The 24993-nt window shown below is 57.8% G+C and carries 25 protein-coding genes; 23 read left to right on the forward strand and 2 right to left on the reverse strand.

Going from position 1 to position 24993, the window contains the following annotated elements:
* The 5 genes from V6940_RS19985 to V6940_RS20005 all read left to right on the forward strand — a co-directional run.
* Positions 1-2708 (forward strand): hypothetical protein (locus V6940_RS19985; RefSeq protein ID WP_333497048.1); only part of this gene is annotated, 2708 nt, incomplete at its 5' end.
* Complete coding sequence (locus V6940_RS19990) at positions 2705-3313, forward strand: hypothetical protein (RefSeq protein ID WP_333497049.1); 609 nt, start codon at positions 2705-2707, stop codon at positions 3311-3313. The genes V6940_RS19985 and V6940_RS19990, both read left to right, overlap by 4 nt.
* Before the next feature lie 160 nt (positions 3314-3473).
* Positions 3474-4826: a TolC family outer membrane protein gene (locus V6940_RS19995; RefSeq protein WP_333497050.1), complete on the forward strand. Its 1353-nt coding sequence runs from the start codon at positions 3474-3476 to the stop codon at positions 4824-4826.
* A gap of 98 nt (positions 4827-4924) precedes the next feature.
* A complete protein-coding gene (locus V6940_RS20000) occupies positions 4925-7111 on the forward strand; it encodes a type I secretion system permease/ATPase (RefSeq protein ID WP_333497051.1) in 2187 nt (728 codons plus the stop codon).
* Positions 7098-8453, forward strand: coding sequence for an HlyD family type I secretion periplasmic adaptor subunit (locus V6940_RS20005; protein WP_442910833.1), 1356 nt, complete (start codon positions 7098-7100; stop codon positions 8451-8453). The genes V6940_RS20000 and V6940_RS20005 overlap by 14 nt, the downstream gene beginning before the upstream one ends.
* Before the next feature lie 118 nt (positions 8454-8571).
* On the opposite strand, the gene proP is transcribed toward V6940_RS20005, so the two are convergent.
* The gene (gene proP, locus V6940_RS20010) at positions 8572-10074 is read right to left on the reverse strand and encodes a glycine betaine/L-proline transporter ProP (protein WP_333497052.1); all 1503 of its coding nucleotides are present in this window, start codon (positions 10072-10074) and stop codon (positions 8572-8574) included.
* Between the two features lie 683 nt (positions 10075-10757).
* Between proP and kdgT the strand changes: the two genes are divergently transcribed.
* The 17 genes from kdgT to phnP all read left to right on the forward strand — a co-directional run bounded on the left by kdgT (position 10758) and on the right by phnP (position 24063).
* The gene (gene kdgT / locus V6940_RS20015) at positions 10758-11756 is read left to right on the forward strand and encodes a 2-keto-3-deoxygluconate transporter (RefSeq protein WP_333497053.1); all 999 of its coding nucleotides are present in this window, start codon (positions 10758-10760) and stop codon (positions 11754-11756) included.
* Positions 11757-11998: 242 nt separating this feature from the next.
* On the forward strand, positions 11999-12334 hold the full coding sequence (locus V6940_RS20020; protein WP_185668496.1) for a zinc ribbon domain-containing protein YjdM: 336 nt from the start codon (positions 11999-12001) through the stop codon (positions 12332-12334).
* 184 nt (positions 12335-12518) lie between these two features.
* A complete protein-coding gene (gene yjdN / locus V6940_RS20025; RefSeq protein ID WP_333497054.1) occupies positions 12519-12965 on the forward strand; it encodes a VOC family metalloprotein YjdN in 447 nt (148 codons plus the stop codon).
* A gap of 132 nt (positions 12966-13097) precedes the next feature.
* Positions 13098-13886 carry a phosphonate ABC transporter ATP-binding protein gene (phnC, locus tag V6940_RS20030; protein ID WP_333497055.1) on the forward strand — a complete coding sequence of 263 codons (789 nt, stop codon included), beginning with the start codon at positions 13098-13100 and terminating at the stop codon, positions 13884-13886.
* Between the two features lie 23 nt (positions 13887-13909).
* Positions 13910-14926: a phosphonate ABC transporter substrate-binding protein gene (phnD, locus tag V6940_RS20035; protein WP_333497056.1), complete on the forward strand. Its 1017-nt coding sequence runs from the start codon at positions 13910-13912 to the stop codon at positions 14924-14926.
* A gap of 122 nt (positions 14927-15048) precedes the next feature.
* On the forward strand, positions 15049-15831 hold the full coding sequence (gene phnE / locus V6940_RS20040; protein WP_333497057.1) for a phosphonate ABC transporter, permease protein PhnE: 783 nt from the start codon (positions 15049-15051) through the stop codon (positions 15829-15831).
* A gap of 20 nt (positions 15832-15851) precedes the next feature.
* On the forward strand, positions 15852-16577 hold the full coding sequence (gene phnF / locus V6940_RS20045; protein WP_333497058.1) for a phosphonate metabolism transcriptional regulator PhnF: 726 nt from the start codon (positions 15852-15854) through the stop codon (positions 16575-16577).
* A complete protein-coding gene (gene phnG, locus V6940_RS20050) occupies positions 16578-17030 on the forward strand; it encodes a phosphonate C-P lyase system protein PhnG (RefSeq protein WP_333497059.1) in 453 nt (150 codons plus the stop codon).
* Entirely contained in the window at positions 17027-17611 is a 585-nt protein-coding gene (gene phnH, locus V6940_RS20055; RefSeq protein ID WP_065356600.1) for a phosphonate C-P lyase system protein PhnH, read from the forward strand. Before phnG ends, phnH begins: the two co-directional genes overlap by 4 nt.
* Before the next feature lies 1 nt (position 17612).
* Positions 17613-18677: a carbon-phosphorus lyase complex subunit PhnI gene (locus V6940_RS20060; protein ID WP_333497060.1), complete on the forward strand. Its 1065-nt coding sequence runs from the start codon at positions 17613-17615 to the stop codon at positions 18675-18677.
* The gene (gene phnJ / locus V6940_RS20065; RefSeq protein ID WP_220438968.1) at positions 18670-19515 is read left to right on the forward strand and encodes an alpha-D-ribose 1-methylphosphonate 5-phosphate C-P-lyase PhnJ; all 846 of its coding nucleotides are present in this window, start codon (positions 18670-18672) and stop codon (positions 19513-19515) included. Before V6940_RS20060 ends, phnJ begins: the two co-directional genes overlap by 8 nt.
* Positions 19512-20270, forward strand: a complete 759-nt coding sequence (phnK, locus tag V6940_RS20070; RefSeq protein WP_185668486.1) for a phosphonate C-P lyase system protein PhnK — start codon at positions 19512-19514, stop codon at positions 20268-20270. The genes phnJ and phnK overlap by 4 nt, the downstream gene beginning before the upstream one ends.
* Positions 20271-20497: 227 nt before the next feature.
* The gene (phnL, locus tag V6940_RS20075; protein ID WP_333497061.1) at positions 20498-21184 is read left to right on the forward strand and encodes a phosphonate C-P lyase system protein PhnL; all 687 of its coding nucleotides are present in this window, start codon (positions 20498-20500) and stop codon (positions 21182-21184) included.
* Complete coding sequence (phnM, locus tag V6940_RS20080) at positions 21181-22317, forward strand: alpha-D-ribose 1-methylphosphonate 5-triphosphate diphosphatase (RefSeq protein ID WP_333497062.1); 1137 nt, start codon at positions 21181-21183, stop codon at positions 22315-22317. Before phnL ends, phnM begins: the two co-directional genes overlap by 4 nt.
* On the forward strand, positions 22317-22874 hold the full coding sequence (gene phnN / locus V6940_RS20085) for a ribose 1,5-bisphosphokinase (RefSeq protein ID WP_333497063.1): 558 nt from the start codon (positions 22317-22319) through the stop codon (positions 22872-22874). The genes phnM and phnN overlap by 1 nt, the downstream gene beginning before the upstream one ends.
* Positions 22861-23295: an aminoalkylphosphonate N-acetyltransferase gene (gene phnO, locus V6940_RS20090; protein ID WP_333497064.1), complete on the forward strand. Its 435-nt coding sequence runs from the start codon at positions 22861-22863 to the stop codon at positions 23293-23295. Before phnN ends, phnO begins: the two co-directional genes overlap by 14 nt.
* A 9-nt stretch (positions 23296-23304) precedes the next feature.
* The gene (gene phnP, locus V6940_RS20095) at positions 23305-24063 is read left to right on the forward strand and encodes a phosphonate metabolism protein PhnP (protein WP_333497065.1); all 759 of its coding nucleotides are present in this window, start codon (positions 23305-23307) and stop codon (positions 24061-24063) included.
* On the opposite strand, the gene yjdP is transcribed toward phnP, so the two are convergent.
* Positions 24060-24398, reverse strand: a complete 339-nt coding sequence (gene yjdP, locus V6940_RS20100) for a DDRRRQL repeat protein YjdP (protein ID WP_333012356.1) — start codon at positions 24396-24398, stop codon at positions 24060-24062. The genes phnP and yjdP overlap by 4 nt on opposite strands.
* 315 nt (positions 24399-24713) lie before the next feature.
* On the opposite strand from yjdP, the gene V6940_RS20105 reads away from it, so the two are divergent.
* Positions 24714-24989 carry a YtcA family lipoprotein gene (locus tag V6940_RS20105; protein ID WP_333497066.1) on the forward strand — a complete coding sequence of 92 codons (276 nt, stop codon included), beginning with the start codon at positions 24714-24716 and terminating at the stop codon, positions 24987-24989.
* The last annotated feature ends 4 nt before the right edge of the window (positions 24990-24993 follow it).

Genomic DNA, 24993 nt, shown 5'->3' on the forward strand with positions numbered 1-24993 from the left:
CAGATGCCGACGCAGACGCGGATGCAGACGCCGACGCCGATGCGGATGCTGATGCTGATGCTGATGCTGATGCTGATGCCGATGCCGATGCTGATGCTGATGCGGACGCAGATGCCGACGCGGATGCCGACGCCGATGCGGATGCCGATGCAGACGCAGATGCCGACGCAGACGCGGATGCAGACGCCGACGCCGATGCGGATGCTGATGCGGACGCAGATGCCGATGCCGACGCTGACGCTGATGCGGACGCAGATGCCGATGCCGACGCCGATGCGGATGCCGACGCAGACGCAGATACCGATGCAGACGCCGATGCCGATGCAGACGCCGATGCCGATGCAGACGCCGATGCGGATGCCGATGCGGATGCTGATGCCGACGCAGACGCAGACGCTGATGCCGATGCCGATGCCGACGCTGATGCCGACGCAGACGCAGACGCCGATGCGGACGCCGATGCCGATGCAGACGCCGATGCAGATGCCGACGCTGATGCCGACGCTGATGCGGATGCCGACGCCGACGCCGATGCCGACGCCGATGCCGATGCCGACGCTGATGCGGATGCGGATGCGGACGCCGATGCGGATGCAGATGCCGATGCCGATGCCGATGCCGATGCCGATGCGGACGCTGATGCCGACGCTGATGCGGATGCCGATGCGGATGCCGATGCCGATGCCGATGCAGACGCTGATGCCGACGCAGACGCCGATGCGGACGCAGATGCGGATGCCGACGCAGATGCGGATGCCGACGCAGATGCCGATGCTGATGCGGATGCGGATGCCGACGCTGATGCTGATGCTGATGCTGATGCTGATGCGGATGCCGACGCTGATGCCGATGCGGATACCGACGCTGATGCCGATGCCGACGCCGACGCCGACGCCGATGCGGATGCCGACGCCGATGCGGATGCGGATGCGGACGCCGATGCGGATGCAGATGCCGACGCCGATGCGGATGCGGATGCGGACGCTGATGCCGACGCTGATGCCGACGCCGATGCGGATGCCGATGCGGATGCCGACGCGGATGCTGATGCTGATGCTGATGCCGATGCCGATGCAGATGCAGATGCCGACGCTGATGCTGATGCTGATGCTGATGCTGATGCCGACGCTGATGCTGATGCTGATGCAGACGCCGATGCAGATGCCGACGCGGATGCCGACGCTGATGCGGATGCCGACGCCGATGCCGACGCTGATGCGGATGCCGACGCTGATGCCGATGCAGACGCGGATGCCGATGCAGACGCTGATGCGGATGCCGACGCTGATGCCGATGCGGATGCCGACGCAGACGCAGACGCCGATGCGGATGCTGATGCGGATGCCGACGCTGATGCCGATGCCGACGCTGATGCCGATGCCGATGCCGATGCCGATGCCGACGCCGACGCTGATGCCGATGCGGACGCCGATGCCGACGCCGACACAGACGCCGATGCGGATGCTGATGCGGACGCCGATGCCGATGCTGATGCGGACGCCGATGCTGATGCCGATGCGGACGCTGATGCCGACGCGGACGCCGATGCGGACGCTGATGCCGACGCTGATGCCGACGCTGATGCGGATGCCGATGCGGACGCAGATGCCGATGCAGACGCCGATGCCGACGCCGATGCCGATGCCGACTCTGATGCCGACGCCGACTCCGACATCACCCTCAACGTCAACTTTACCGCCTCTAATCCTACAAAGGTCATCGAGGTTAACGGCGGTAGCAAAGATCCTAGCGGTAACGGCTTTGATATCGACGGCAGCGGTATGATTGTTGCAGTTGGGGCGAATGTTGTTGTGTGGGTATCTCAAGGTGACGTCGGGAAATATGTTTCTAAGGATATCCCTTCATCCAACATCCATGAATACACCTCCGGTAACGCGAATGGTACCGTGGGTAAATCCGATATCTTTATTCTGCACGATGGTAGTACCTACACGCAGGGAGATAACACCCAGCATGCGATGAATGCGGTCAACGGCAACCGCGAAGCCAGCAGCAGTACTGCGCACGACTACATTTTTGTCCCTGGGGACTCATCGTGGAGCAACACGGATGGCACAAAAAACGTCAATGGCAACATTAACTACATCGAAAGCGTCAACCTTACCGTTAATGGACAAACGTTTTATGGTAATAACCGTTTAACTGAAATTATCTCCGGAACGGGGAAAGAAGGCCTGGATCCCGGTCATTCCGACAGTAAAGTCTCCTGGCAATATGACCTGAATATTGATGCCAACATTGAGGGAAGTAGCGACCACAACATTACCTCAATAAAATTCAGTGGGTTAGCTCCAAAAGCCACGGTCAACTATCTGGGCGTTGACTATACGGCAGACGACAAGGGGAATCTGACCATCGATGTTCCAGATGGCACCCATCTGGATGCGCATTTAACCCTGACATCACCGACGCAGATAACCGATCTGGGCTCGGTCAAAGTCGATGTTGTCACCGACGTCGACGACTCATCGCCGTCTTCCGGGCCGATTGATGCCAACAGCGGCGATCACTCAATCGTCCTCGCTGGCGGTGAAGATAACCACGCGGACGACTCGACTCATACGCTATCGACGGAGGGAGACGCTCACCATGCGACTCTGGCGCACGTCAGCACCGTTGACTCAACCGAACATACCGACGATGTATCGGCTCAACGGAAAGCGACTCCGCAAATCTGGCGGCGTTGAGCGGCAACGATACGCATACGGCAACAACCGATCCTGGCGATACCGCGAATACCGGTGAAACCGACACCAGCGAACCGGCAGATAACCTTGCCGGAAACCCGACGGTAGACACCGCAGGTCAGGCAGAGGAAACGGATTCAGCAAACGATCATACCGCAGCAGATCAGGATACCGCTGGCCTGCTGGGCGACAATGAAACTATCGATCTCAGCGCGATTGAGCAGGATACGTCCCAGGTGCAGAGCGTGGCTAGCGAAAGCCCTGAGACATCGCTGAGCATGCTGCTGGACGATATTGATAGCCAACTGCATGAGGCCGATACCGCCCAGAACGCTGAACCACTAGAGGATAAACCGGCCTCAACGGCGACGACAGATACGCATCAGGTGGAGACTATCGATCTCAGCGAGATTATCCACGATGACAGCACCAATGATGTCAGCTCAATGATTCAGGTAGAAGCGCCAGCGGGGAATACCGATGCGGTGGGACACGTACAGGATGTTCCGGCGGAAAGTTCTGGCGGTGAGGGGGCGGATAGCTGGAATGCCCATAATATTGCGGAGCTGGATCATTTAATACCGCAGCCTGATACGGACGCCTGATGCGTTAGGGTCGGCTACCGCCGACTCTTTTTATTATTAGTTCATCATAGCCACCCTTATTGGTCTGGATGAACCCTTAGCAGTAAATGATATTAATGACATTGCCTCTGGTGGCCAAAACCCGTAGCCAGGGAAATAAACGTAAGGAAAGGGCGACATCATGAACAAACACATTCGGGTATTCACCAGCGTCTCTCTGCCGCTGCTGTTCGCCAGCAGCGTTAGTGCTGCCACGCTCGAACAGGCCGTCAAAGACAGCTTGCTCTGGCACCCGCAGGTGAGCGCATCGGCCAACAGCCGCTATTCTGCCGATGAGGATTTACGGGCGGCAAAAGGCGGCTACCTGCCCACCCTGAACCTCTCCGCCGGCACCGGCTGGGAGCAGACCGATAACGCCAGCACCCGCGCGGCTAACGATCATCGTCGCAACCTGAACCGCAGCGAATCCAGCCTTAATCTGCGCCAGAATGTGTTTAACGGTTTTGCCACCACCAGCGAAGTGGCCCGGCAAAAGGCGACCGTGAACTCCCGGGCATACACGGTGATGAACACCAGTGAAGTGACTGCGCTGAATGCGATTCAGAGCTATCTCGACGTTCTGATGCGTCAAAAAATGGTGCAACTGGCGCAGGATAACCTGAAAAACCACGAGCGCGTTTTCGATCAAATTCGCCTGCGCACCGAACAGGGCGTAGGCCGTAAGGCTGACTTTGAGCAGGCGCAGGCGCGTCTGGCGCAGGCGAAAAACAACCTGCTGACCGAACAAACCAACCTCGAAGATGCCCAGGCCAACTACTACAGCGTAGTCGGCAAAGAGGCCAGCAACCTGTCAATGCCGATGGCAACCAAAGTCCCAGGCTCACAGGTAGAAGCCCGCAAGCAGATGCTGGAAAACAGCCCGCTGCTCAAGCAGGCCGATGCGGACGTTGAAGCCACCCGTCAGCAGTATGAAGCCGCGAAATCCCGCTTCTACCCAAGCGTGGATGTCGACCTCGGCCGCCGCATGGATAACAACACTGACGGTACGCGTGGTCACGATCAGGAGTGGCAGGCGATGGTGCGTATGAACTACAACCTGTTTAACGGCGGCAGCGATAAAGCACAGCTGTCATCTTATGCCTATAAAATGCAGGAAGCGCAGGACGTCAAACGCAACGCCCTCCGCCAGCTGGATGAGGAGCTGCGTCTGTCCTGGAACGCCTGGCAGAACGCCAAACAGCAGGTGCCGATCGCCAAAGATTACGCCGATCGCAGTGCCGTGGTGCGCACCGCGTATCAGGAGCAGTTCAGCATCGGCGAGCGTAGCCTGCTGGATATGCTGGACAGCGAAAACGAAGTGTTCACCGCCCAGCGCCGCTACGTCGAAATGCAGTTTGTGGAGATGTTCACCACCTACCGCATCAACGCCCGTATTGGCGATCTGCTAAAACAGCTGAATATTCAGGCACCAACGGCCGCACAGCCGGTGGATGAGCAGCAGACGGCACACAACAACTTACCCGAACTGAAATAATCGATTTTGGGCTGCGGGTTATCTTACTCTACGGTGAGGTAACCCCTTATACTCTTCAGCCTGCGCGAGTTTTCTTCGCTGGTATATAAGGTCTGACTATGGCGTCTTATACTGATCCACTTGAGCAAGTGACTGCTTCTGCTGATAACACCATCAGGCACGATCCGCGGCAACATCATGACGATCCCCTGCTCGATTCACTGATGATCGTCTGCCAGTTGCACAACATCGTGACCAGTCGCAACGTATTAACCGGCGGTTTGCCGCTGGATGAACATCGACTCACGCTCAGCGCATTCCCACGCGCGGCGAAGCGCGCGGGGCTAAAAGCGCGCGTACTGCAGCGGCCGCTGGAAAAAATCACCGCCATTTCGCTACCCGCTATCGTACTCCTCAAAAACGATCAGGCCGCCGTGCTGATTGAATGGGACGACCAGCAGCGCGCCCGTCTTCTGACAACGGAAACGGAAGGCGGTGAAGTCGTGCTTGAGCGCGAAGCGCTGGCGGAAAACTACAGCGGGAAAACCATTTTTATCCAGCCAGGACACGAATACGACCGCCAGCCGACGGCGACGATTCCACGCACCCGTTCCTGGTTTAAAGACACGTTAAAACTGTCGAAACTTCTTTACCTGGATTCGGTTGTCGCCAGTTTTATCATCAACGTGATCGCGATTGCTACGCCGCTGTTCGTGATGAACGTCTACGATCGCGTGGTACCAAACCAGGCCACCGCCACGCTCTGGGTGCTGGCAATCGGCATCTCAATCGCCTTTGTGTTTGATCTCATTCTGAAGGTATTACGCGGTATTTGTCTTGATATCGCGGGGAAAAAGACCGATCTCATCGTTTCGGCAGCGCTGTTTGAACGCCTGCTGGGCATGAAGATGAAAGAGCGGCCACAGCGGGTTGGCGGCTTTACGCAGCAGTTCCAGGAGTATCAGTCGGTACGTGATTTCCTCTCGTCATTCACCCTGACGGCGCTCATCGACTTCCCGTTTACTTTATTGATTTTATTGGTTATCGGTATTATTGGCGGCCCGCTTGCCCTGATTCCGCTGCTCTGTTATCCGATTGCGCTGGGCATTAACTGGATGCTTCAGCGCCCGCTGCTGGAGCAGGTGCAAAAAACCTATCGCCTCTCCACTGAACGTCAGGCCATGCTGGTTGAGACCATTACCGGCCTGGACGCGATTAAGGTCAACAACGCGCAAAGCGAACGTCAGTATCAGTGGGAACAGATTATCGGCCAGTTGAGCAAGCTGGAGTTGCGGGTTAAATCGCTCTCCTATCTTGCGGTGAACCTGACGGCATGGATCCAGAAAATTGCCGGCGTCGTGATGATTGTCGTGGGCGTGTACAGCATTATTGCCGGTAACCTCAGTATGGGCGGCCTGATCGCCTGCTACCTGCTCAATCGCCGTGCCATGATGCCCATTGGCCAACTTTGCAGTCTGATCACCCGCTACCAGCGCGCCAAAATGACCAAGGCCACCATCGACCGCATGATGGATCTTGACCAGGAAGTGCAGGAGGACGAAGTGCCGCTGAAGCGTGAAACGCTTTCTGGCGCTATCGAATTCCGCGACGTGACCTTCCACTACCCACAAAACCAGTACATGTCGTTAAACGGCATTTCGCTCAAAATTGAGCCGGGCGAGAAGGTGGGGATTATCGGCCGTAGCGGTTCCGGCAAAAGCTCGCTGGCGAAGCTGCTGGTTGGTTTCTACCAGCCAGATGAGGGCACCATTCTGATTGATGGCATTGATGCCCGCCAGCTCGACGTCCACGATGTCCGGCATAACATCGGCTACGCGCCGCAGGATATTCACCTGTTCAGCGGTACGCTGCGCGATAACCTGTTGAGCGGCGCCAGCTACGTTGATGAAGAGACGATGCTGCGTGCGGCCACGCTGGCTGGCGTACATGAGTTCGCTCGTCGCCACCCTTCCGGCTACAACATGCAGGTCGGGGAACGCGGGATGAATCTTTCCGGCGGCCAGCGTCAGGCCGTCGCGCTGGCGCGGGCGCTGCTGCTCGACCCGCCGGTACTCCTGATGGATGAACCCACCAGCTCGATGGACAACACCAGCGAAGATTTGATTAAAAAAGCGCTGACGCCGCTCGTCAGCAACAAAACGCTGCTGCTGGTCACCCACCGTGCCTCGCTGCTGACGCTGGTTGACCGCCTGATTATCCTCGATAACGGCAAAATCATCGCGGATGGTCCGAAAGAAAGCGTCATGACCGCACTGAAAAAGGGACAAATTCATGCGCAACGTTAACCGAATGATGAAGTGGCTTTTTGGCGATAGAAACGCCACAACGCTCACCTCAAACGAGGTGAACAAAGCGCTACTCGATGACTCTCCGCGCGTGGTGCGTATCACGCTGTGGGCGATCCTCGGCTTCTTTATCATCATGGTTGCCTGGGCATCGCTGGCTGAAATCGACGAAGTGACGCGCGGCGACGGAAAAGCGATTCCCTCTTCCCGTCTGCAAAAAATCCAGAACCTGGAAGGGGGGATTGTCGCCGAAGTGTTCGTGCACGAAGGGGAAGTCGTCAAAGCAGGCGCGCCGCTGTTGCGTCTCGACGATACTCGCTTTCGCTCTAACGCCGGGGAGTCCGAGGCCGACCGACTGGCGCTGGAGGCGCGTATTCAACGCCTGACCGCGCAGCTGGATGGCAAAGAAACGCTCACCCTGTCGCCGGATATTGTGGAGAAGTCGCCGGATATCGCTAACGGCGAAATGGAGCTCTTTGCCAGCGTGAACAAACGGATTCAGAGCGAGTTATCAGGCTTGGATGAGCAACTGGTGCAAAAGAAACAGGAACTACTGGATTACCAGGCCAAAGGCGAGCAGTACCGCCGTAGCTTGGGGCTGCTGCAACAGGAAATCAGCATGTCTGAACCGCTGGTTGCCAAAGGGGCCATCTCGAAGGTCGAGGTACTGCGCCTGCGCCGCTCCGAAGTAGAAACCCGCGGGCAGCTGGAGTCGGTCACGCTGTCAGTGCCAAGAGCCCAGGCGGCGATTAAAGAGATTGAAAGTAAAATGGGTGAGACGCGCGGCCGCTATCGCAGTGAAGCGCTGTCCCAGCTCAACGAAGCCCGCACCGAACTCAGCAAGCTCACCGCCACCGGCAAGGCCATCGAGGATCGGGTTAACCGTACGCTGGTCACTTCACCGGTACGCGGCATCGTCCAGCAGCTGATGGTCAACACCATCGGCGGCGTTATCCAACCGGGCAACGACCTGGTCGAGATTGTTCCTCTGGACGATACGCTGCTGATTGAAGCAAAAATCCGCCCGCAGGATATCGCTTTCCTGCGTCCTGGGCAGGAAGCGATGGTCAAGTTCACCGCCTACGACTTCACCATCTATGGCGGCCTGAAGGCTAAGCTGGAGCAAATCAGCCCTGATACGGTGACGGACAAAGACGGTAAGAGCTTCTATGTCATTCGTCTACGTACGGAGAAAAACCACCTCGGCAGCGATGAAAAACCGCTGCTTATTATTCCGGGGATGGTGGCGTCGGTGGATATTATTACCGGCAAGAAAACCATTCTGGCCTATCTGCTGAAGCCGATTCTGAGGGCCAAAGCCGAAGCGTTCCGCGAACGATAAGCATAAAAAAACCCCGGCATGTCGATAAGGCCGGGGTTTTTATTTGTAGGCCTGATAAGCGCAGCGCCATCAGGCAGTTCGATGCACCTTGCCGGATGGCGGCGTTGCCTTATCCAGCCTACTCGTTAATTTTCGGATGCTGCATCACCAGCTGCGAGCGTTTCTCCTGCAACGCGGCAATCTCGGCATCGATATCTTCAATCTTATGCTCGATATGGTCGTGATGCTCCTGGAGGATCTCCTTCGCTTCGGCCATATCCGATGCCGCAGGCGTCGCGCCTTTCAGCGGTCGGTTGGCGGTCTCTTTCATCATCACGCCGGTCATCAGGCCGATTACCGCCACCACCATCAGATAGTAGGCCGGCATCATCAGGTTCTGCGTTGACTCCACCAGCCAGGCGGCCAGCGTCGGCGTTACACCGGCAACCAGTACCGAGATGTTAAAGGCACTCGCCAGCGCGCTGTAGCGGATATGGGTTGGGAACATCGCCGGTAACGACGACGCCATTACCCCGGTGAAGCAGTTCAGGATCACCGCCAGCAGCAGCAGGCCGGAGAAAATCAGGCCAATCGAGTTGCTGTTAATCAGCACGAAGGCCGGAATCGAGAACACCAGCAGCGCAACGCTACCCACCACGATAAACGGACGACGGCCAAATCGGTCGCTCAGCAGACCCATCACCGGCTGCACGAACAGCATACCGATCATAATGGCGATGATAATCAGCACGCCGTGGTCTTCTGAGTAGTGCAGGTTATGCGACAGGTAACTCGGCATGTAGGTCAGCAGCATGTAGTAGGTCACGTTGGTGGAGATAACCAGACCGATACACGCCAGCAGGCTGCGCCAGTGCTTGGTGGCAATCTCTTTAAACGATACCTTTGGTCCATCCTGCAGACCCTGACGATCGCCCTGCTCCAGCTTATCGACGTGCTGCTGGAACGCCGGGGTCTCTTCTAACGCGTGACGCAGATAGAGACCGATAATCCCTAACGGCAGCGCAACGAAGAACGGAATACGCCAGCCCCACTCAAGGAAGTTCGCCTCACCCACCGCAGTAGAGAGCAGCACCACCAGACCCGCCCCCATCACGAACCCGGCAATCGAACCGAAGTCCAGCCAGCTGCCCATGAAACCGCGTTTACGGTCAGGAGAGTATTCAGCGACAAAGATAGACGCCCCGGTATATTCACCGCCGACCGAGAAACCCTGCGCCATTTTACACAGCAGCAGCAGGATTGGTGCCCAAATACCAATGGTCTCGTACGAGGGAATAAGGCCAATACAGAATGTACTGAGCGACATAATAATAATGGTGATGGAGAGAATCTTCTGGCGACCGTATTTATCCCCCAGCATCCCGAAGAACAAACCGCCCAGTGGACGAATCAGGAAGGGAACGGAGAAGGTACCCAATGCGGCAATCATCTGCACGCTAGGGTCGGCATCCGGGAAGAAAACTTTACCCAGCGCATAGGCCACAAACCCATAAACCCCGAAGTCAAACCACTCCATCGCGTTACCCAGTGAAGCAGCAGTGATCGCTTTTCGCAGTTTGGCATCGTCGATAATAGTGACGTCACGAATCGTGATCGGTTTTACTTTTTTCCTTTTAAGCATGGTTTTCCTCGTTCAATTTCGCCTTGAACGCACACCCAGTGGCGACAAACACACGATGTGTTTGCGAGGGTGCGTAAAGGGAACCGTGGAGATGCTGGTTCCGTTTATCCAAGCGTAGCAGGTTTGCATGTCTGCGTGAGTCGATGTTTGCGGACAATCAAACCTGTTGGGCCTGCTGGCGAGTCAGTTAAAAAGCCGCCCCTCGGAAAATGACCGTTTGAGGGACAATCCTATTTACCCTAACAGCGATTAATATTGTGATCAACTTAACAAAAGATTGAATCATGCTACCAAAGCGAAATATTCCGCTCACATTTACCTGCTCATTTCCCGCTCAACGCTAGACCCACCGCATGCTTCGCGATGTTTTTTCACCTCAATTTCGAAAAGAGTTTTTTCAGAATTTTTTACATTCACTTCACACCGTTTTTATCTTTTAGATGCGCTCAATGTCAACATTTGAAATATGTGATCTATATATATAAAACGCTGTTTTATTTTCATTGAATCATCATTTCTACAAATGCATTATAACTTCCGAAACAGCGTTGAATATGTCGATAAGTTTCTTTTAACACGAAAGCTGACTGACATAAGAACACCAGATGATAGCCATATAACACACTGAAATTATTATACTTAACCTCTTCTGTCGCCTGGGCGATACGAAGCGAGGATGTCACATGAAAATCAAAGCAACAATGGAACGAATCCCTGGCGGGATGATGCTTATCCCGTTACTGTTAGGCGCGGTATTAAATACCCTGGCCCCAACAACCGGTGAATATTTCGGATCTTTCACTAAGGGTATGATTGGCGGAACGGTACCGATTCTGGCGGTGTGGTTCTTCTGTATTGGGGCATCCATTGATTTACGTGCTACCGGCACGGTATTACGCAAATCCGGCACGCTGGTGCTGACCAAAATCGCCGTCGCCTGGGTGGTTGCCATGATTGCGGCATCCTTTATTCCTGACACAGGTATTCAGACCGGTTTCTTTGCTGGCCTCTCCGTGCTGGCGATCGTTTCGGCTATGGATATGACCAACGGCGGTCTGTACGCCAGCCTGATGAACCAGTACGGCACCAAAGAAGAGTCCGGTGCGTTCGTGCTGATGTCGCTGGAATCCGGCCCGCTGATGACCATGGTGATCCTCGGTTCCGCAGGCCTGGCTTCCTTTGAGCCACACCACTTTATCGGTGCCGTGCTGCCATTCCTGATTGGCTTCACCCTCGGTAACCTGGACCACGACCTGCGTGCGTTCTTCAGCAAAGCCACGCCGGTCCTGATTCCGTTCTTCGGCTTCGCACTGGGTAACACCATCAACCTGAACGTGATTCTCGACACCGGTCTGCTGGGTATCGTGCTGGGCGTGGCGGTTATCATCATCACCGGTATTCCGCTGATTATTGCTGACCGCGTGATTGGCGGTGGTAATGGTACCGCAGGCGTTGCCGCCTCTTCTGCAGCCGGCGCTGCCGTGGCGAACCCGGTTATCATTGCACAGATTAACCCGTCGTTTGCCCCGGTTGCGGCATCCGCTACGGCACTGGTCGCCGCCAGCGTGATTGTCACCGCGATTCTGGTGCCGATTATTACCGCGCTGTACGCCAAACGTTATGGCGCACCGCAATCAACTGAAAAGAAATCAGAAACAGCACCACAGCCCGCGCACCACTAATCGGTCCCCTCTCCCCTTGGGAGAGGGTTAGGGTGAGGGAAAATCTGCACACTCCCCCTCACCCCGGCCCTCTCCCTGCAAGGGAGAGGGGGAAAACCGCCCCTCGTTTTCTGACCATTCGTCAACCAAATCCCGGATAACACCGACAACTGCAGGGTTTTATTGTATAATCAGGGCTATTTTCGGCGATTTGCCGTTTTACAGGCCTTTGCCTTTCGCACTGCACATTTGAGGAAATATCCATGTCATTACCCCACTGCCCACAATGCAACTCCGAATACACCTACGAAGACAACGGCATGTTCATCTGCCCGGAGTGCGCGCACGAGTGGAACGATGCTGAACCGGCACACGACGGTGACGAACTGATCGTTAAAGATGCCAACGGCAACCTGCTGGTCGACGGCGACAGCGTCACCGTGATTAAAGACCTGAAGGTCAAAGGCAGCTCTTCAATGCTGAAAATCGGCACCAAAGTGAAGAACATCCGCCTGGTGGAAGGCGACCACAACATCGATTGCAAAATCGACGGTTTCGGCCAGATGAAGCTGAAATCTGAGTTTGTGAAAAAGAACTAATTTAGTTTGTTGCATCGTATTGCCGGATGGCGCTTCGCTTATCCGGCCTACAGAAAGCACTGCTCGTGGTAGGCCGGATAAGATGCATAGCATCGCCATCCGGCAATACGCTCCCCGCCCCGCTTCGCCCCCTGAACCGACACGCACTACACTTAATGAGCACTTCTTACCTGAGGTAACGATCATGCCGTTAAGCCCCTATCTCGCCTTTTCCGGAAACTGCGCCGATGCCATTGCCTATTATCAGCAGGCGCTGGGTGCGGAACTGCGCTACAAAATCACCTTCGGCGAAATGCCGCCCTCCGCCATGGATGAAGAAGGCAGCTGCCCGTCCGGCCTGAAGTTTCCCGATAGCGCCATCGCCCACGCCAACGTCCACATCGCGGGCAGCGATATCATGATGAGCGACGGCACCTCGCCGGATGCCGTTAACTACGCTGGCTTTACGCTGGTGCTCGACACCCAGGACGTAAAAGAGGGTAAACGCTGGTTCGACAATCTCGCCGCCAACGGCAAGGTTGAGATGGCCTGGCAGGAGACCTTCTGGGCGCACGGCTTCGGTCGCGTCATCGACCGCTACGGCGTGCCGTGGATGATTAACGTGGTCAAACAACAAGAGCCCACACTCTAACCACGCGGGAGGCCACGGCCTCCCGCCCTGTCATCAAACCCCGGTCAATTATTCATCTTCAAGTAACTATCTCTTAACCCAAATGTCACATTAATTCGCCACGATGAGGCCACCTTAAATGAGGGTCTCAGCATGCAAACGATTATTCGCGTTGAAAAGCTCAACAAAACGTTCAATCAGCAACAGGTGCTCCACACCATTGATTTGAACGTCCACGCTGGTGAGATGGTGGCTTTGCTTGGCCCATCTGGTTCTGGCAAATCCACCCTTTTACGTCATCTGAGCGGCCTTATCGTCGGCGATAAAACGCCGAGCAGCCGCATCGAACTGCTGGGCAACACCGTACAGCAGTCGGGCCGTCTGGCCCGCGACATCCGTAAAAGCCGCGCTCACACCGGCTACATCTTCCAGCAGTTCAACCTCGTGAACCGTCTGAGCGTGATGGAGAACGTGCTAATTGGTGCGCTCGGCAGCACGCCGTTCTGGCGCACCTGCTTTAGCTGGTTCACCCGCGATCAGAAGCAACGTGCCCTGCAGGCGTTAACCCGCGTAGGTATGGCGCACATGGCCCACCAGCGCGTCTCTACGTTGTCCGGTGGCCAGCAGCAGCGCGTGGCGATTGCCCGTGCGCTAATGCAGCAGGCGAAAGTGATCCTTGCCGATGAGCCTATCGCCTCGCTGGACCCGGAATCCGCGCGCATCGTGATGGACACGCTGCGCGACATTAACCAGACCGACGGCATCACCGTAGTGGTGACGCTGCACCAGGTCGATTATGCGCTGCGCTACTGCGAACGCATCATCGCGCTGCGTCAGGGACACGTGTTCTATGACGGCAGCAGCCAGCAGTTTGATAACGAACGATTTGACCATCTCTACCGCAGCATTAATCGCGTCGAAGAGAACGCGCAGGCTGCTTAACGTCCCCACAATGAGGAATGGAAATGAGTTATAAAGCCGTTGCCGCGCTGGCCTTTACCAGCATGTTTAGCCTCAGCACCCTGTTAACCCCAGCCCACGCGGAAGAGCAGGAAAAGGCGCTGAACTTCGGCATTATTTCGACGGAATCACAGCAGAACTTAAAGCCGCAATGGGAACCGTTCCTGAAGGACATGGAAAAGTCGCTGGGCGTGAAGGTCAACGCTTTCTTCGCACCGGACTACGCGGGGATCATCCAGGGGATGCGCTTTAACAAGGTCGATATCGCCTGGTACGGCAACCTCTCCGCCATGGAAGCGGTGGACCGTGCCAACGGTCAGGTATTCGCGCAGACCGTGGCCGCCGACGGATCCCCTGGCTACTGGAGCGTGCTGATCGTCAACAAAGACAGCCCAATCAACAACCTCAATGACCTGCTCGCTAAACGCAAAGAGCTGACCTTCGGCAACGGTGACCCGAACTCCACCTCCGGTTTCCTGGTCCCTGGCTACTACGTCTTCGCCAAGAACAACGCTTCCGCCAGCGACTTCAAGCGCACGGTTAACGCCAGCCATGAAACCAACGCCCTGGCCGTCGCCAACAAGCAGGTGGATGTCGCCACCAACAACACCGAAAACCTCGACAAGCTGAAGGTCTCCGCGCCGGACAAGCTGAAAGAGCTGAAGGTTATCTGGAAGTCACCGTTGATCCCAGGCGACCCGATTGTGTGGCGTAAAAACCTGTCTGAATCCACCAAGGACAAGGTGTACAGCTTCTTTATGAACTACGGCAAAACGCCGGAACAGAAAGCGGTACTGGAACGTCTGGGCTGGGCGCCGTTCCGCGCCTCCAGCGACCTGCAGCTGCTGCCGATTCGTCAGCTGACGCTGTTTAAAGAGATGCAGACCGTGAAGGGCAACGGCACGCTGAACGACGCTGAAAAGGCCACTAAAACCGCCGAGATTCAGGCGCGTCTGAGCGACCTTGACCGTACCACGGCGGCGATTGGCGCGATGACGTCGGTGACCAAAGCGGTGCAGTAACCCTTTCCCCCTCTCCCTCTGGGAGAGGGCCGGGGTGAGGGGAAATCGGCACGGTGCTGACCCCCTCACCCTAACCTTCTCCCCATAGGGGAGAGGGAACTCAGGAAACCCGGAGACCAACCATGCAACACACCATCACCGTTCCCCCGCCCAAGCGCAGTTGGTTCTCGCTGATCAGCTGGGCCATCCTACTGGCGGTGCTTGTCGTCTCCTGGAAAGGGGCGGAAATGAACCCGGTCACGCTGTTCAAAGACGCGGGTAACATGGCGACCTTCGCCGCTGACTTCTTCCCGCCGGACTTTAGCCAGTGGCAGGACTATCTCAGCGAGATGGCCGTGACCCTGCAAATCGCCGTCTGGGGTACCGCGCTGGCGGTCGTACTCTCCATTCCCTGCGGCCTGATGAGCGCCGAAAACCTGGTGCCGTGGTGGATTTACCAGCCGATGCGCCGCCTGATGGACGCCTGTCGCGCCATCAACGAAATGGTCTTCGCCATGCTGTTCGTGGTGGCCGTCGGCTTAGGCCCATTTGCCGGGGTGCTGGCACTGTTTATCCACACCACTGGCGTCCTCTCCAAGCTGCTTTCCGAAGCGGTGGAAGCCATTGAACCCGGCCCGGTTGAAGGCATTCGCGCCACCGGGGCGAACAAAATTGAAGAGATCCTCTACGGCGTACTGCCGCAGGTGATGCCGCTCTTAATCTCCTACTCGCTCTACCGTTTCGAGTCCAACGTCCGCTCCGCTACGGTGGTCGGCATGGTGGGCGCAGGCGGCATCGGCGTGACGTTGTGGGAGGCCATTCGCGGTTTCCAGTTCCAGCAAACCTGTGCGCTGATGGTCCTCATCATCGTCACCGTCAGCCTGCTGGATTTCCTCTCTCAGCGTTTGCGTAAGCACTTCATCTAATTAGCGAGGTTTTGTTGACTATGCACTTGTCTACACATCCGACCAGTTATTCGACGCGTTATCAAGAGATTGCGGCACGCCTGGAACAAGAGCTGCGCCAGAACTACCGCTGCGGCGACTATCTGCCCGCCGAGCACCAGCTGGCGGCGCGCTTTGAAGTGAACCGTCACACCCTGCGTCGCGCCATCGACCAGTTGGTGGAGAAAGGCTGGGTTCAGCGCCGTCAGGGAGTTGGCGTGCTGGTGCTGATGCGCCCGTTCGACTACCCGCTGAACGCCCAGGCGCGCTTTAGCCAGAATCTGCTCGACCAGGGCAGCCATCCCACCAGCGAAAAGCTGCTGTCGGTGCTGCGCCCGGCCTCCAGCCATATCGCCGAAGCGCTGGGAATTACCGAAGGCGACAACGTTATTCACCTGCGCACCCTGCGCCGGGTCAACGGCGTGGCACTGTGCCTTATCGACCACTACTTCGCCGACCTCACGCTCTGGCCCACGCTGCAAAACTTCAGCAGCGGTTCGCTGCATGACTTCCTGCGTGAGCAAACCGGCATTGCGCTCAAACGCAGCCAGACCCGTATCAGCGCACGCCGGGCGCAGGCCAAAGAGAGCCAGCGCTTAGAAATTCCCAACATGGCGCCCCTGCTGTGCGTGCGCACCCTGAACCATCGTGAAGGCGATGACCAGGCGATGGAGTACTCCGTCAGCCTGACCCGCGCCGACATGATCGAATTTATTATGGAGCACTGAATGCACCTCGATACCGCGACCCGTCAGCACTGGATGTCGGTGCTGTCCCACAGCGACCCCGCCAATCTGGCGGAGAAAATGGTCGCCCTGAACATTAACGTCGACTACGAAACGATCCGCGCCCCGGAAACCGGTCTGGTCCAGCTCCAGGGCCGCATGGGCGGCACCGGAGAACGCTTTTTTGCCGGCGATGCCACGCTGACCCGCGCCGCCGTCCGCCTGAACGGCGGCACGCTGGGTTACAGCTGGGTGCTGGGGCGTGATAAAGCCCACGCCGAGCGCTGCGCGGTGATTGACGCGCTGATGCAGCAGCCGACCCATTTTCAAACCTTATTAGAAACCCTGATTACCCCGCTGGAAGCCGACCGTACCGCGCGCATTGCCGCACGTCAGGCTGAAATCAACGCCAGCCGGGTCGACTTCTTTACGCTGGTTCGCGGAGATAACGCATGACCCTGGAAACCGCTTTTACCCTTCCCGTGCAGGATGCCCAGCACAGCTTTCGTCGCCTGTTAAAAGCCATGAGCGAGCCGGGCGTGATCGTCGCGCTGCACCAGCTCAAACACGGCTGGCAGCCGCTGAACGTCGCCACCACCAGCGTGCTGCTGACCCTTGCCGACAACGACACGCCGGTGTGGCTATCCAATGCACTGCATAACGATATCGTCAGCCAGAGCCTGCGCTTTCACACCAACGCGCCGCTGGTTGAGCAGCCGCAGCAAGCAACCTTCGCGGTGTCGAGCGACACCATCAGCAGCGAGCAGCTCAACGCCCTGTGTGAAGGCAGCGCCGTAGCGCCGGAAACCAGCGCCACGCTGATTGTGCAGGTCTCGAGCCTCAGCGGCGGCCGCATGCTGCGCCTGACTGGTGCGGGCATCGCCGAAGAACGGATGATCGCCCCGCAGCTGCCGAACTGCATTCTGCATGAACTAACCGAACGCCCGCACCCGTTCCCGCTCGGCGTGGATCTGATCCTCACCTGCGGCGAGCGTCTGCTGGCCATCCCGCGCACCACTCACGTCGAGGTTTGCTGATATGTACGTTGCCGTCAAAGGGGGTGAGAAGGCGATAGCCGCCGCCCACGCGCTACAGGAACATCGACGCCGGGGCGACACCGCGCTGCCGGAGCTCAGCGTCGCCCAGATTGAACAGCAGCTTAACCTGGCGGTGGACCGGGTAATGACCGAAGGCGGCATCGCCGACCGCGAACTGGCCGCGCTGGCGCTGAAGCAGGCGAGCGGCGATAACGTTGAAGCCATTTTTCTGCTGCGCGCCTACCGCACCACGCTGGCCAAGCTGGCGGTGAGCGAGCCGCTGAAGACAGATAGCATGCGCCTGGAGCGCCGCATCTCCGCCGTCTATAAAGACGTGCCCGGCGGCCAGTTGCTCGGGCCGACCTACGACTACACCCATCGCCTGCTGGACTTTACGCTGCTGGCGAACGGCGAAGCGCCAACCCTGAAAACCGACGACGGCGAGCCGTCTGCCGCCCCACACGTCTTCAGCCTGCTGGCAAATCAGGGGCTGGCGAAAGCGGAAGAGGATAACGGCGCGATGCCGGATGACATCACCCGCACGCCGCCGGTCTACCCGTGCTCACGCTCCTCGCGCTTACAGCAGCTGATGCGCGGCGACGAAGGCTACCTGCTGGCGTTGGCCTACTCCACCCAGCGCGGCTACGGCCGCAACCACCCGTTCGCCGGGGAAATTCGCAGCGGCCATATTGATGTGGAAATTGTGCCCGAAGAGCTGGGTTTTGCGGTGAACGTCGGCGAACTGCTGATGACCGAATGCGAAATGGTGAACGGCTTCGTTGACCCGGCGGACGAACCGCCGCACTTCACCCGCGGCTACGGCCTGGTGTTCGGCATGAGCGAGCGCAAGGCGATGGCGATGGCGCTGGTCGACCGCGCATTGCAGGCGCCAGACTATGACGAGCACGCCGCAGGCCCGGCGCAGGACGAAGAGTTTGTCCTCGCCCACGCCGATAACGTTGAAGCCGCCGGTTTCGTCTCGCACCTGAAACTCCCCCACTACGTCGATTTCCAGGCCGAACTGGAACTGTTGAAACGCCTGCAACGGGAGCAGAAAAATGGCTAATCTCAGCGGCTATAACTTCGCTTATCTCGATGAACAGACCAAGCGCATGATCCGCCGCGCCATCCTCAAGGCGGTGGCGATCCCCGGCTATCAGGTGCCGTTCGGCGGCCGCGAAATGCCGATGCCGTACGGCTGGGGCACCGGCGGGATTCAGCTAACCGCCAGCGTGATTGGCGAAGCAGACGTGCTGAAGGTCATTGACCAGGGCGCGGACGACACCACCAACGCCGTCTCCATCCGCCAGTTTTTCCAGCGCGTCACCGGAGTGAACACCACCGAACGCACCGAAGACGCGACGCTTATCCAGACTCGTCATCGGATCCCGGAGACGCCGCTGGTTGAGGATCAGATCCTGATCTTCCAGGTGCCGATCCCCGAGCCGCTGCGCTTTATCGAACCGCGCGAAACCGAGACCCGCACCATGCATGCGCTGGAAGAGTACGGCGTGATGCAGGTGAAGCTGTATGAAGATATCGCCCGCTTCGGTCATATCGCCACCACCTACGCCTACCCGGTGAAGGTGAACGGCCGCTACGTGATGGATCCGTCGCCGATCCCGAAATTCGATAACCCGAAGATGGACATGATGCCCGCGCTGCAGTTGTTCGGTGCCGGGCGCGAGAAGCGCATCTACGCCGTGCCGCCGTTTACCCGCGTCGAGAGCCTCGATTTTGACGACCATCCGTTCACCATCCAGAGCTGGGACGAGCCGTGCGCCATCTGCGGTTCGCAGCACAGCTATCTCGATGAAGTGGTGCTCGATGACAGCGGCAAACGGATGTTTGTCTGCTCCGATACCGATTTCTGCCGCCAACAGAGCGAGGCGAAAAACGCATGACGCAACCATTACTCTCCGTTGACCGCCTGACCCATCTCTACGCGCCGGGCAAGGGCTTCAGCAACGTCTCCTTTGACCTGTGGCCGGGCGAAGTGCTGGGCATCGTCGGCGAATCCGGTTCCGGTAAAACCACGCTGCTGAAATCCATTTCGGCACGGCTGACGCCGCAGGAAGGGGAAATTCGCTATCAGGACAGTTCGCTGTACGCGATGACCGAGGCCGATCGCCGCCGCCTGCTGCGCACCGAGTGGGGCGTGGTGCATCAGCATCCGATGGACGGCCTGCGTCGTCAGGTATCGGCGGGCGGCAATATCGGCGAGCGGCTGATGGCTACCGGCGCGCGCCACTATGGCGATATCCGCGCCACCGCCCAGCGCTGGCTGGAGGAAGTAGAGATCCCGGCCTCGCGCATCGATGACCTGCCAACCACCTTTTCCGGCGGGATGCAGCAGCGCCTGCAGATTGCCCGCAACCTCGTCACCCATCCGAAGCTGGTGTTTATGGATGAGCCTACCGGTGGGCTGGACGTGTCGGTGCAGGCGCGCCTGCTCGACCTGCTGCGCGGCCTGGTGGTGGAGCTGAACCTGGCGGTGGTGATTGTCACCCATGATTTGGGCGTCGCGCGCCTGCTCGCCGACCGTTTGCTGGTGATGAAGCAGGGGCAGGTGGTGGAAAGTGGGCTGACCGACCGGGTACTCGACGATCCGCATCATCCGTATACCCAGCTGTTGGTGTCGTCGGTGTTGCAGAACTAACCCTCGCGCGGCGGGTTTTCTCCCTCTCCCTTTCAGGGAGAGGGCCGGGGTGAGGGTAATAACGCACGGATAAAACAGCGGATCCCCCTCACCCTAACCCTCTCCCCAAGGGGCGAGGGGACCGTCCGCGCTCTTTTTTAAGTTTGTCAGCATTCTAAAACGGTTGTAGGCCTGATAAGCGAAGCGCCATCAGGCAATCGAACGCAAAATGCTTAAAGAGGCAAAAAATGAACGCGATCCGCGTCGAAAATGTCAGTAAAACCTTTGTTCTGCATCAGCAAAACGGTGTCCAGCTTCCGGTGCTGCGCGAAGCCTCGCTCACCGTCAACGCCGGAGAGTGCGTGGTGCTGCACGGCCACTCCGGCAGCGGTAAATCCACTCTGCTGCGTTCGCTGTACGCCAACTACCTGCCGGATGAAGGCCATATTCATATCAAACACGGCGACGAATGGGTCGATCTGGTCAGTGCCCCGGCGCGCAAGGTGGTGGAAGTGCGTAAAACCACCGTTGGCTGGGTCAGCCAGTTTCTGCGAGTCATCCCTCGTATCTCCACGCTGGAAGTGGTGATGCAGCCGCTGCTCAACATCGGCGTACCCCGTGAAGTCTGCGCCGCGAAAGCCGCTCAGCTGCTGACGCGCCTTAACGTGCCGGAGCGCCTGTGGCACCTCGCACCGTCAACCTTCTCCGGCGGCGAGCAGCAGCGCGTCAACATTGCTCGTGGCTTTATCGTCGACTACCCGATTCTGCTGCTCGACGAACCCACCGCCTCGCTGGACGCCAAAAACAGCGCTGCCGTGGTCAGCCTGATTACCGAAGCCAAAGCCCGCGGCGCGGCTATCGTCGGCATTTTCCATGACGAAGCCGTCCGCAACCAGGTCGCCGACCGCCTCCACCCAATGGGTACACCTGTATGATTATCAATAACGTAAAGCTAGTTCTTGAGAACGACGTGGTTCACGGTTCCCTTGAGGTGCAGGACGGCGAAATTCGCGCCTTTGCCGAAAGCCAGAGCCGCCTGCCGGAAGCGATGGACGGCGAAGGCGGCTGGCTGCTGCCGGGGCTGATTGAGCTGCATACCGATAATCTGGATAAATTCTTCACCCCGCGGCCGAAGGTTGACTGGCCTGCCCACTCGGCGATGAGCAGCCACGACGCGCTAATGGTCGCCAGCGGTATCACTACCGTACTGGACGCGGTCGCCATTGGCGATGTCCGCGACGGCGGCGACCGTCTGGAAAACCTCGAGAAGATGATCAACGCCATCGAGGAGACACAAAAGCGCGGCGTTAACCGCGCCGAGCACCGCCTGCATCTGCGCTGCGAACTGCCGCATCACACCACCCTGCCGCTGTTTGAAAAACTGGTGGGCCGCGAGCCGGTGTCGCTGGTCTCCCTGATGGACCACTCGCCGGGCCAGCGTCAGTTTGCCAACCGCGAGAAGTACCGCGAATACTATCAGGGCAAATACTCGCTGACCGATGAGCAGATGCGTCAGTACGAAGAAGAGCAGCTGGCACTGGCAGCCCGCTGGTCGCAGCCAAACCGTACGGCGATTGCCGGGATGTGCCGGGATCGTAACATCGCGCTGGCAAGCCACGACGATGCCACCCATGAACATGTGGTTGAATCACACCAGTTGGGCAGCGTGATCGCCGAGTTCCCCACCACCTTTGAAGCCGCACAGTCCTCGCGACACCACGGCATGAACGTGCTGATGGGCGCGCCAAACATCGTGCGCGGCGGCTCGCACTCCGGCAACGTCGCCGCACGTGAATTAGCCCAACTGGGGCTGCTGGATATTCTCTCTTCTGATTACTACCCGGCCAGTCTGCTGGATGCCGCCTTCCGCGTGGCGGATGACGACAGTAATACCTTTACCCTCCCTCAGGCCATGAGGCTGGTGACAAAAAACCCGGCGCGAGCGCTGAATCTGCACGACCGTGGGGTGATTGCCGAAGGCAAACGGGCCGATCTGGTGCTGGCGCATCGCAAAGGCGAGCATATTCATATCGATCACGTCTGGCGTCAGGGGAAAAGGGTGTTCTGATGAAGGGAAAACTGGTCTGGTTAATGGGGCCGTCCGGCTCCGGGAAGGACAGCCTGCTGGAAGTGCTTCGCCAGCAGGAGCTTTCCCAGTTGTTAGTAGCACATCGTTATATCACCCGCCCGGCCAGCGCCGGGTGTGAAAACCATATCGCGCTGAGTGAACAAGAGTTTTTCACCCGCGCTGGGCACAATCTACTGGCGCTAAGCTGGCACGCCAACGGCCTGTACTACGGCGTGGGCGTGGAAATTGACCTCTGGCTGCACGCCGGATTTGATGTGGTGGTGAACGGCTCACGCGCCCATCTCGCCCAGGCCAAAGCCCGCTATACTGAGGCGCTGCTGCCGGTCTGTTTGCAGGTCTCACCAGAGATCTTGCGCCAGCGGCTGCACGCCCGCGGGCGGGAGAACGGCGTGGAGATTGCCGCCCGCCTGGAACGCGCCGCGCGCTATACGCCGTCGGAGTGCCACACGCTCAACAATGACGGCAGTCTGCTACAGTCGGTAGAGACCCTCCTCACGCTGATGGGGAGAAAGGAGCCACGCTATGCTTGTCTGTGAACTACGCCATGCCACCTTCGAGGACATCGAGGACGTTTACGCGCTGATGTGCGAGCTGAAACAGGCCGAATACGACAGAGACGCCTTTTACACCGGCTTCGCCGCCAATCTTCAGGATAGAAATCTGCACTATCAGCTGGCGCTGCTCGACGACGAGGTAGTGGGCATGGTGAGTTTGCATTTGCAGTTCCACCTGCATCACGCCAACTGGATAGGCGAAATCCAGGAGCTGGTGGTGATGCCACAGGTGCGCGGCACCGGCATTGGCAGCCAGCTGCTGGCATGGGCGGAAGAGACCGCACGCGATGCGGGTGCGGAGATGGCCGAGCTGTCCACCAGCGTCAAACGTCTTGATGCCCACCGTTTTTATCAGCGTGAAGGCTATGCCCCGAGCCACGTTCGTTTCACCAAAGCGTTATGAGGATGCAGTATGAGTTTGAGCCTCACCCTCAGCGGTACCGGCGGCGCGCAGGGCGTGCCCGCCTGGGGCTGCGACTGCCTGGCCTGTACGCGGGCGCGTCGTGCCCCGCAGTATCGGCGGAAAGCCTGTAGCGGCGTGGTCCGCTTTAACGACGCCGTGACCCTGATCGACGCCGGGCTGCACGATCTTACCGATCGCTGGCCTGCCGGATCTTTTCAGCAGTTTTTGCTCACCCACTACCATATGGATCACGTGCAGGGGCTATTTCCGCTGCGTTGGGGCGTGGGCGACACCGTTCCGGTCTACGGCCCGCCGGATGAACAGGGCTGCGACGATCTATTCAAACATCCCGGCCTGCTGGATTTCAGCCACACCGTCGCACCGTTCGTGGTCTTTGATTTGCAGGGATTGCAGGTCACGCCCGTGCCGCTCGAACACTCGAAGCTCACCTTTGGCTACCTGCTGGAAACGCCGCATAGCCGCGTCGCCTGGCTTTCGGATACCGCCGGGCTGCCGGAGAAAACGCTGACCTTTTTAAGCAATAATCGCCCGCAGGTGATGGTGATTGATTGCAGCCACGCCCCGCGGGATCAAACGCCGCGCAACCATAGCGATCTGGCGACGATTCAGGTACTTAACGACGAGATCCGCTGCCCGCGCGTTATCCTGACGCATATCAGCCACCAGTTTGATGAATGGATGATGACCCACCTGCTGCCGCCCGGCATTGAAGCGGGTTACGATGGCATGGAAATTCGCCTGGATTAACGGTCGTAATCGTCGTCGAGACGCTGCTCGTCGTCCGACAGCTGACGGCGTTCCTGATCGAGCTGGCGCTGGCGATCGTCAAGCTGACGGCGACGGTCATCAAGCTGCCGGCGACGATCGTTATATTGCTGGCTGCTCTGCGTGCTGCGGCGATCGTTATAGGATCGATCGTCGTCATCCCGATCGCGGCTGGAGCGATCGCTACTGCCCGGATTGTAGGCATCGTTGATCGCCTGCTGAATATTGCCAATGGCGTCATCAATAATATCGGCATGAGCGAGCTGGCTGGTCAGCGACAGCGCGCAGAAGCATACGGCGGTGAGGTAACGTTTCATAGGGCCAGTCTCGTCAGGGAGCTGGCGGTAGGTTATGCAAGTGTGCACCATCGGTGTAGCGGAGGAATCTCAATTCAGTCGGCAAACGGCGAGATGCAGACGATATCAAAACAAGCCTAAAATAAGCCTGCCGGTATTCAAATTCATAATAAATATAATAACCTCCACAAGAAATATAAAATATAAATAAGTTATGAATGCGATAGATAAATAAAGCTATTTTTCTCCTGCAAAAAAATAGCCATACTGTCTCTTCTCATGGTTATTTTATATTCATCATAAATATCGTTAGAAATACACAGGATGTATTCTATTATGCAAATCATTAAATCCAGGATTAGGATACGGCTAGAAAAAATGGCCTGGCTGACGCCCGTGCCAGGGCTGACCGGGTGTTCGTTATCGCCCGCTATCCCGGTCATTGGCGCCTATTACCCTGGCTGGCTATTCTGTCTTATTATTGGCGTTATCCTGACGCTTATTTCACGGCGAATTATCCTTAATCGATACCCTTCACTGGCATTGGCCAGCGTGATTTATACCGCCCTCTTTGCTCTTTACTCCATGCTGGTCTGGCTGGTCTTTTTCTAACTCA

Source organism: Kluyvera sp. CHPC 1.251, from assembly GCF_036759945.1.
GTDB classification, from domain to species: domain Bacteria; phylum Pseudomonadota; class Gammaproteobacteria; order Enterobacterales; family Enterobacteriaceae; genus Kluyvera; species Kluyvera sichuanensis.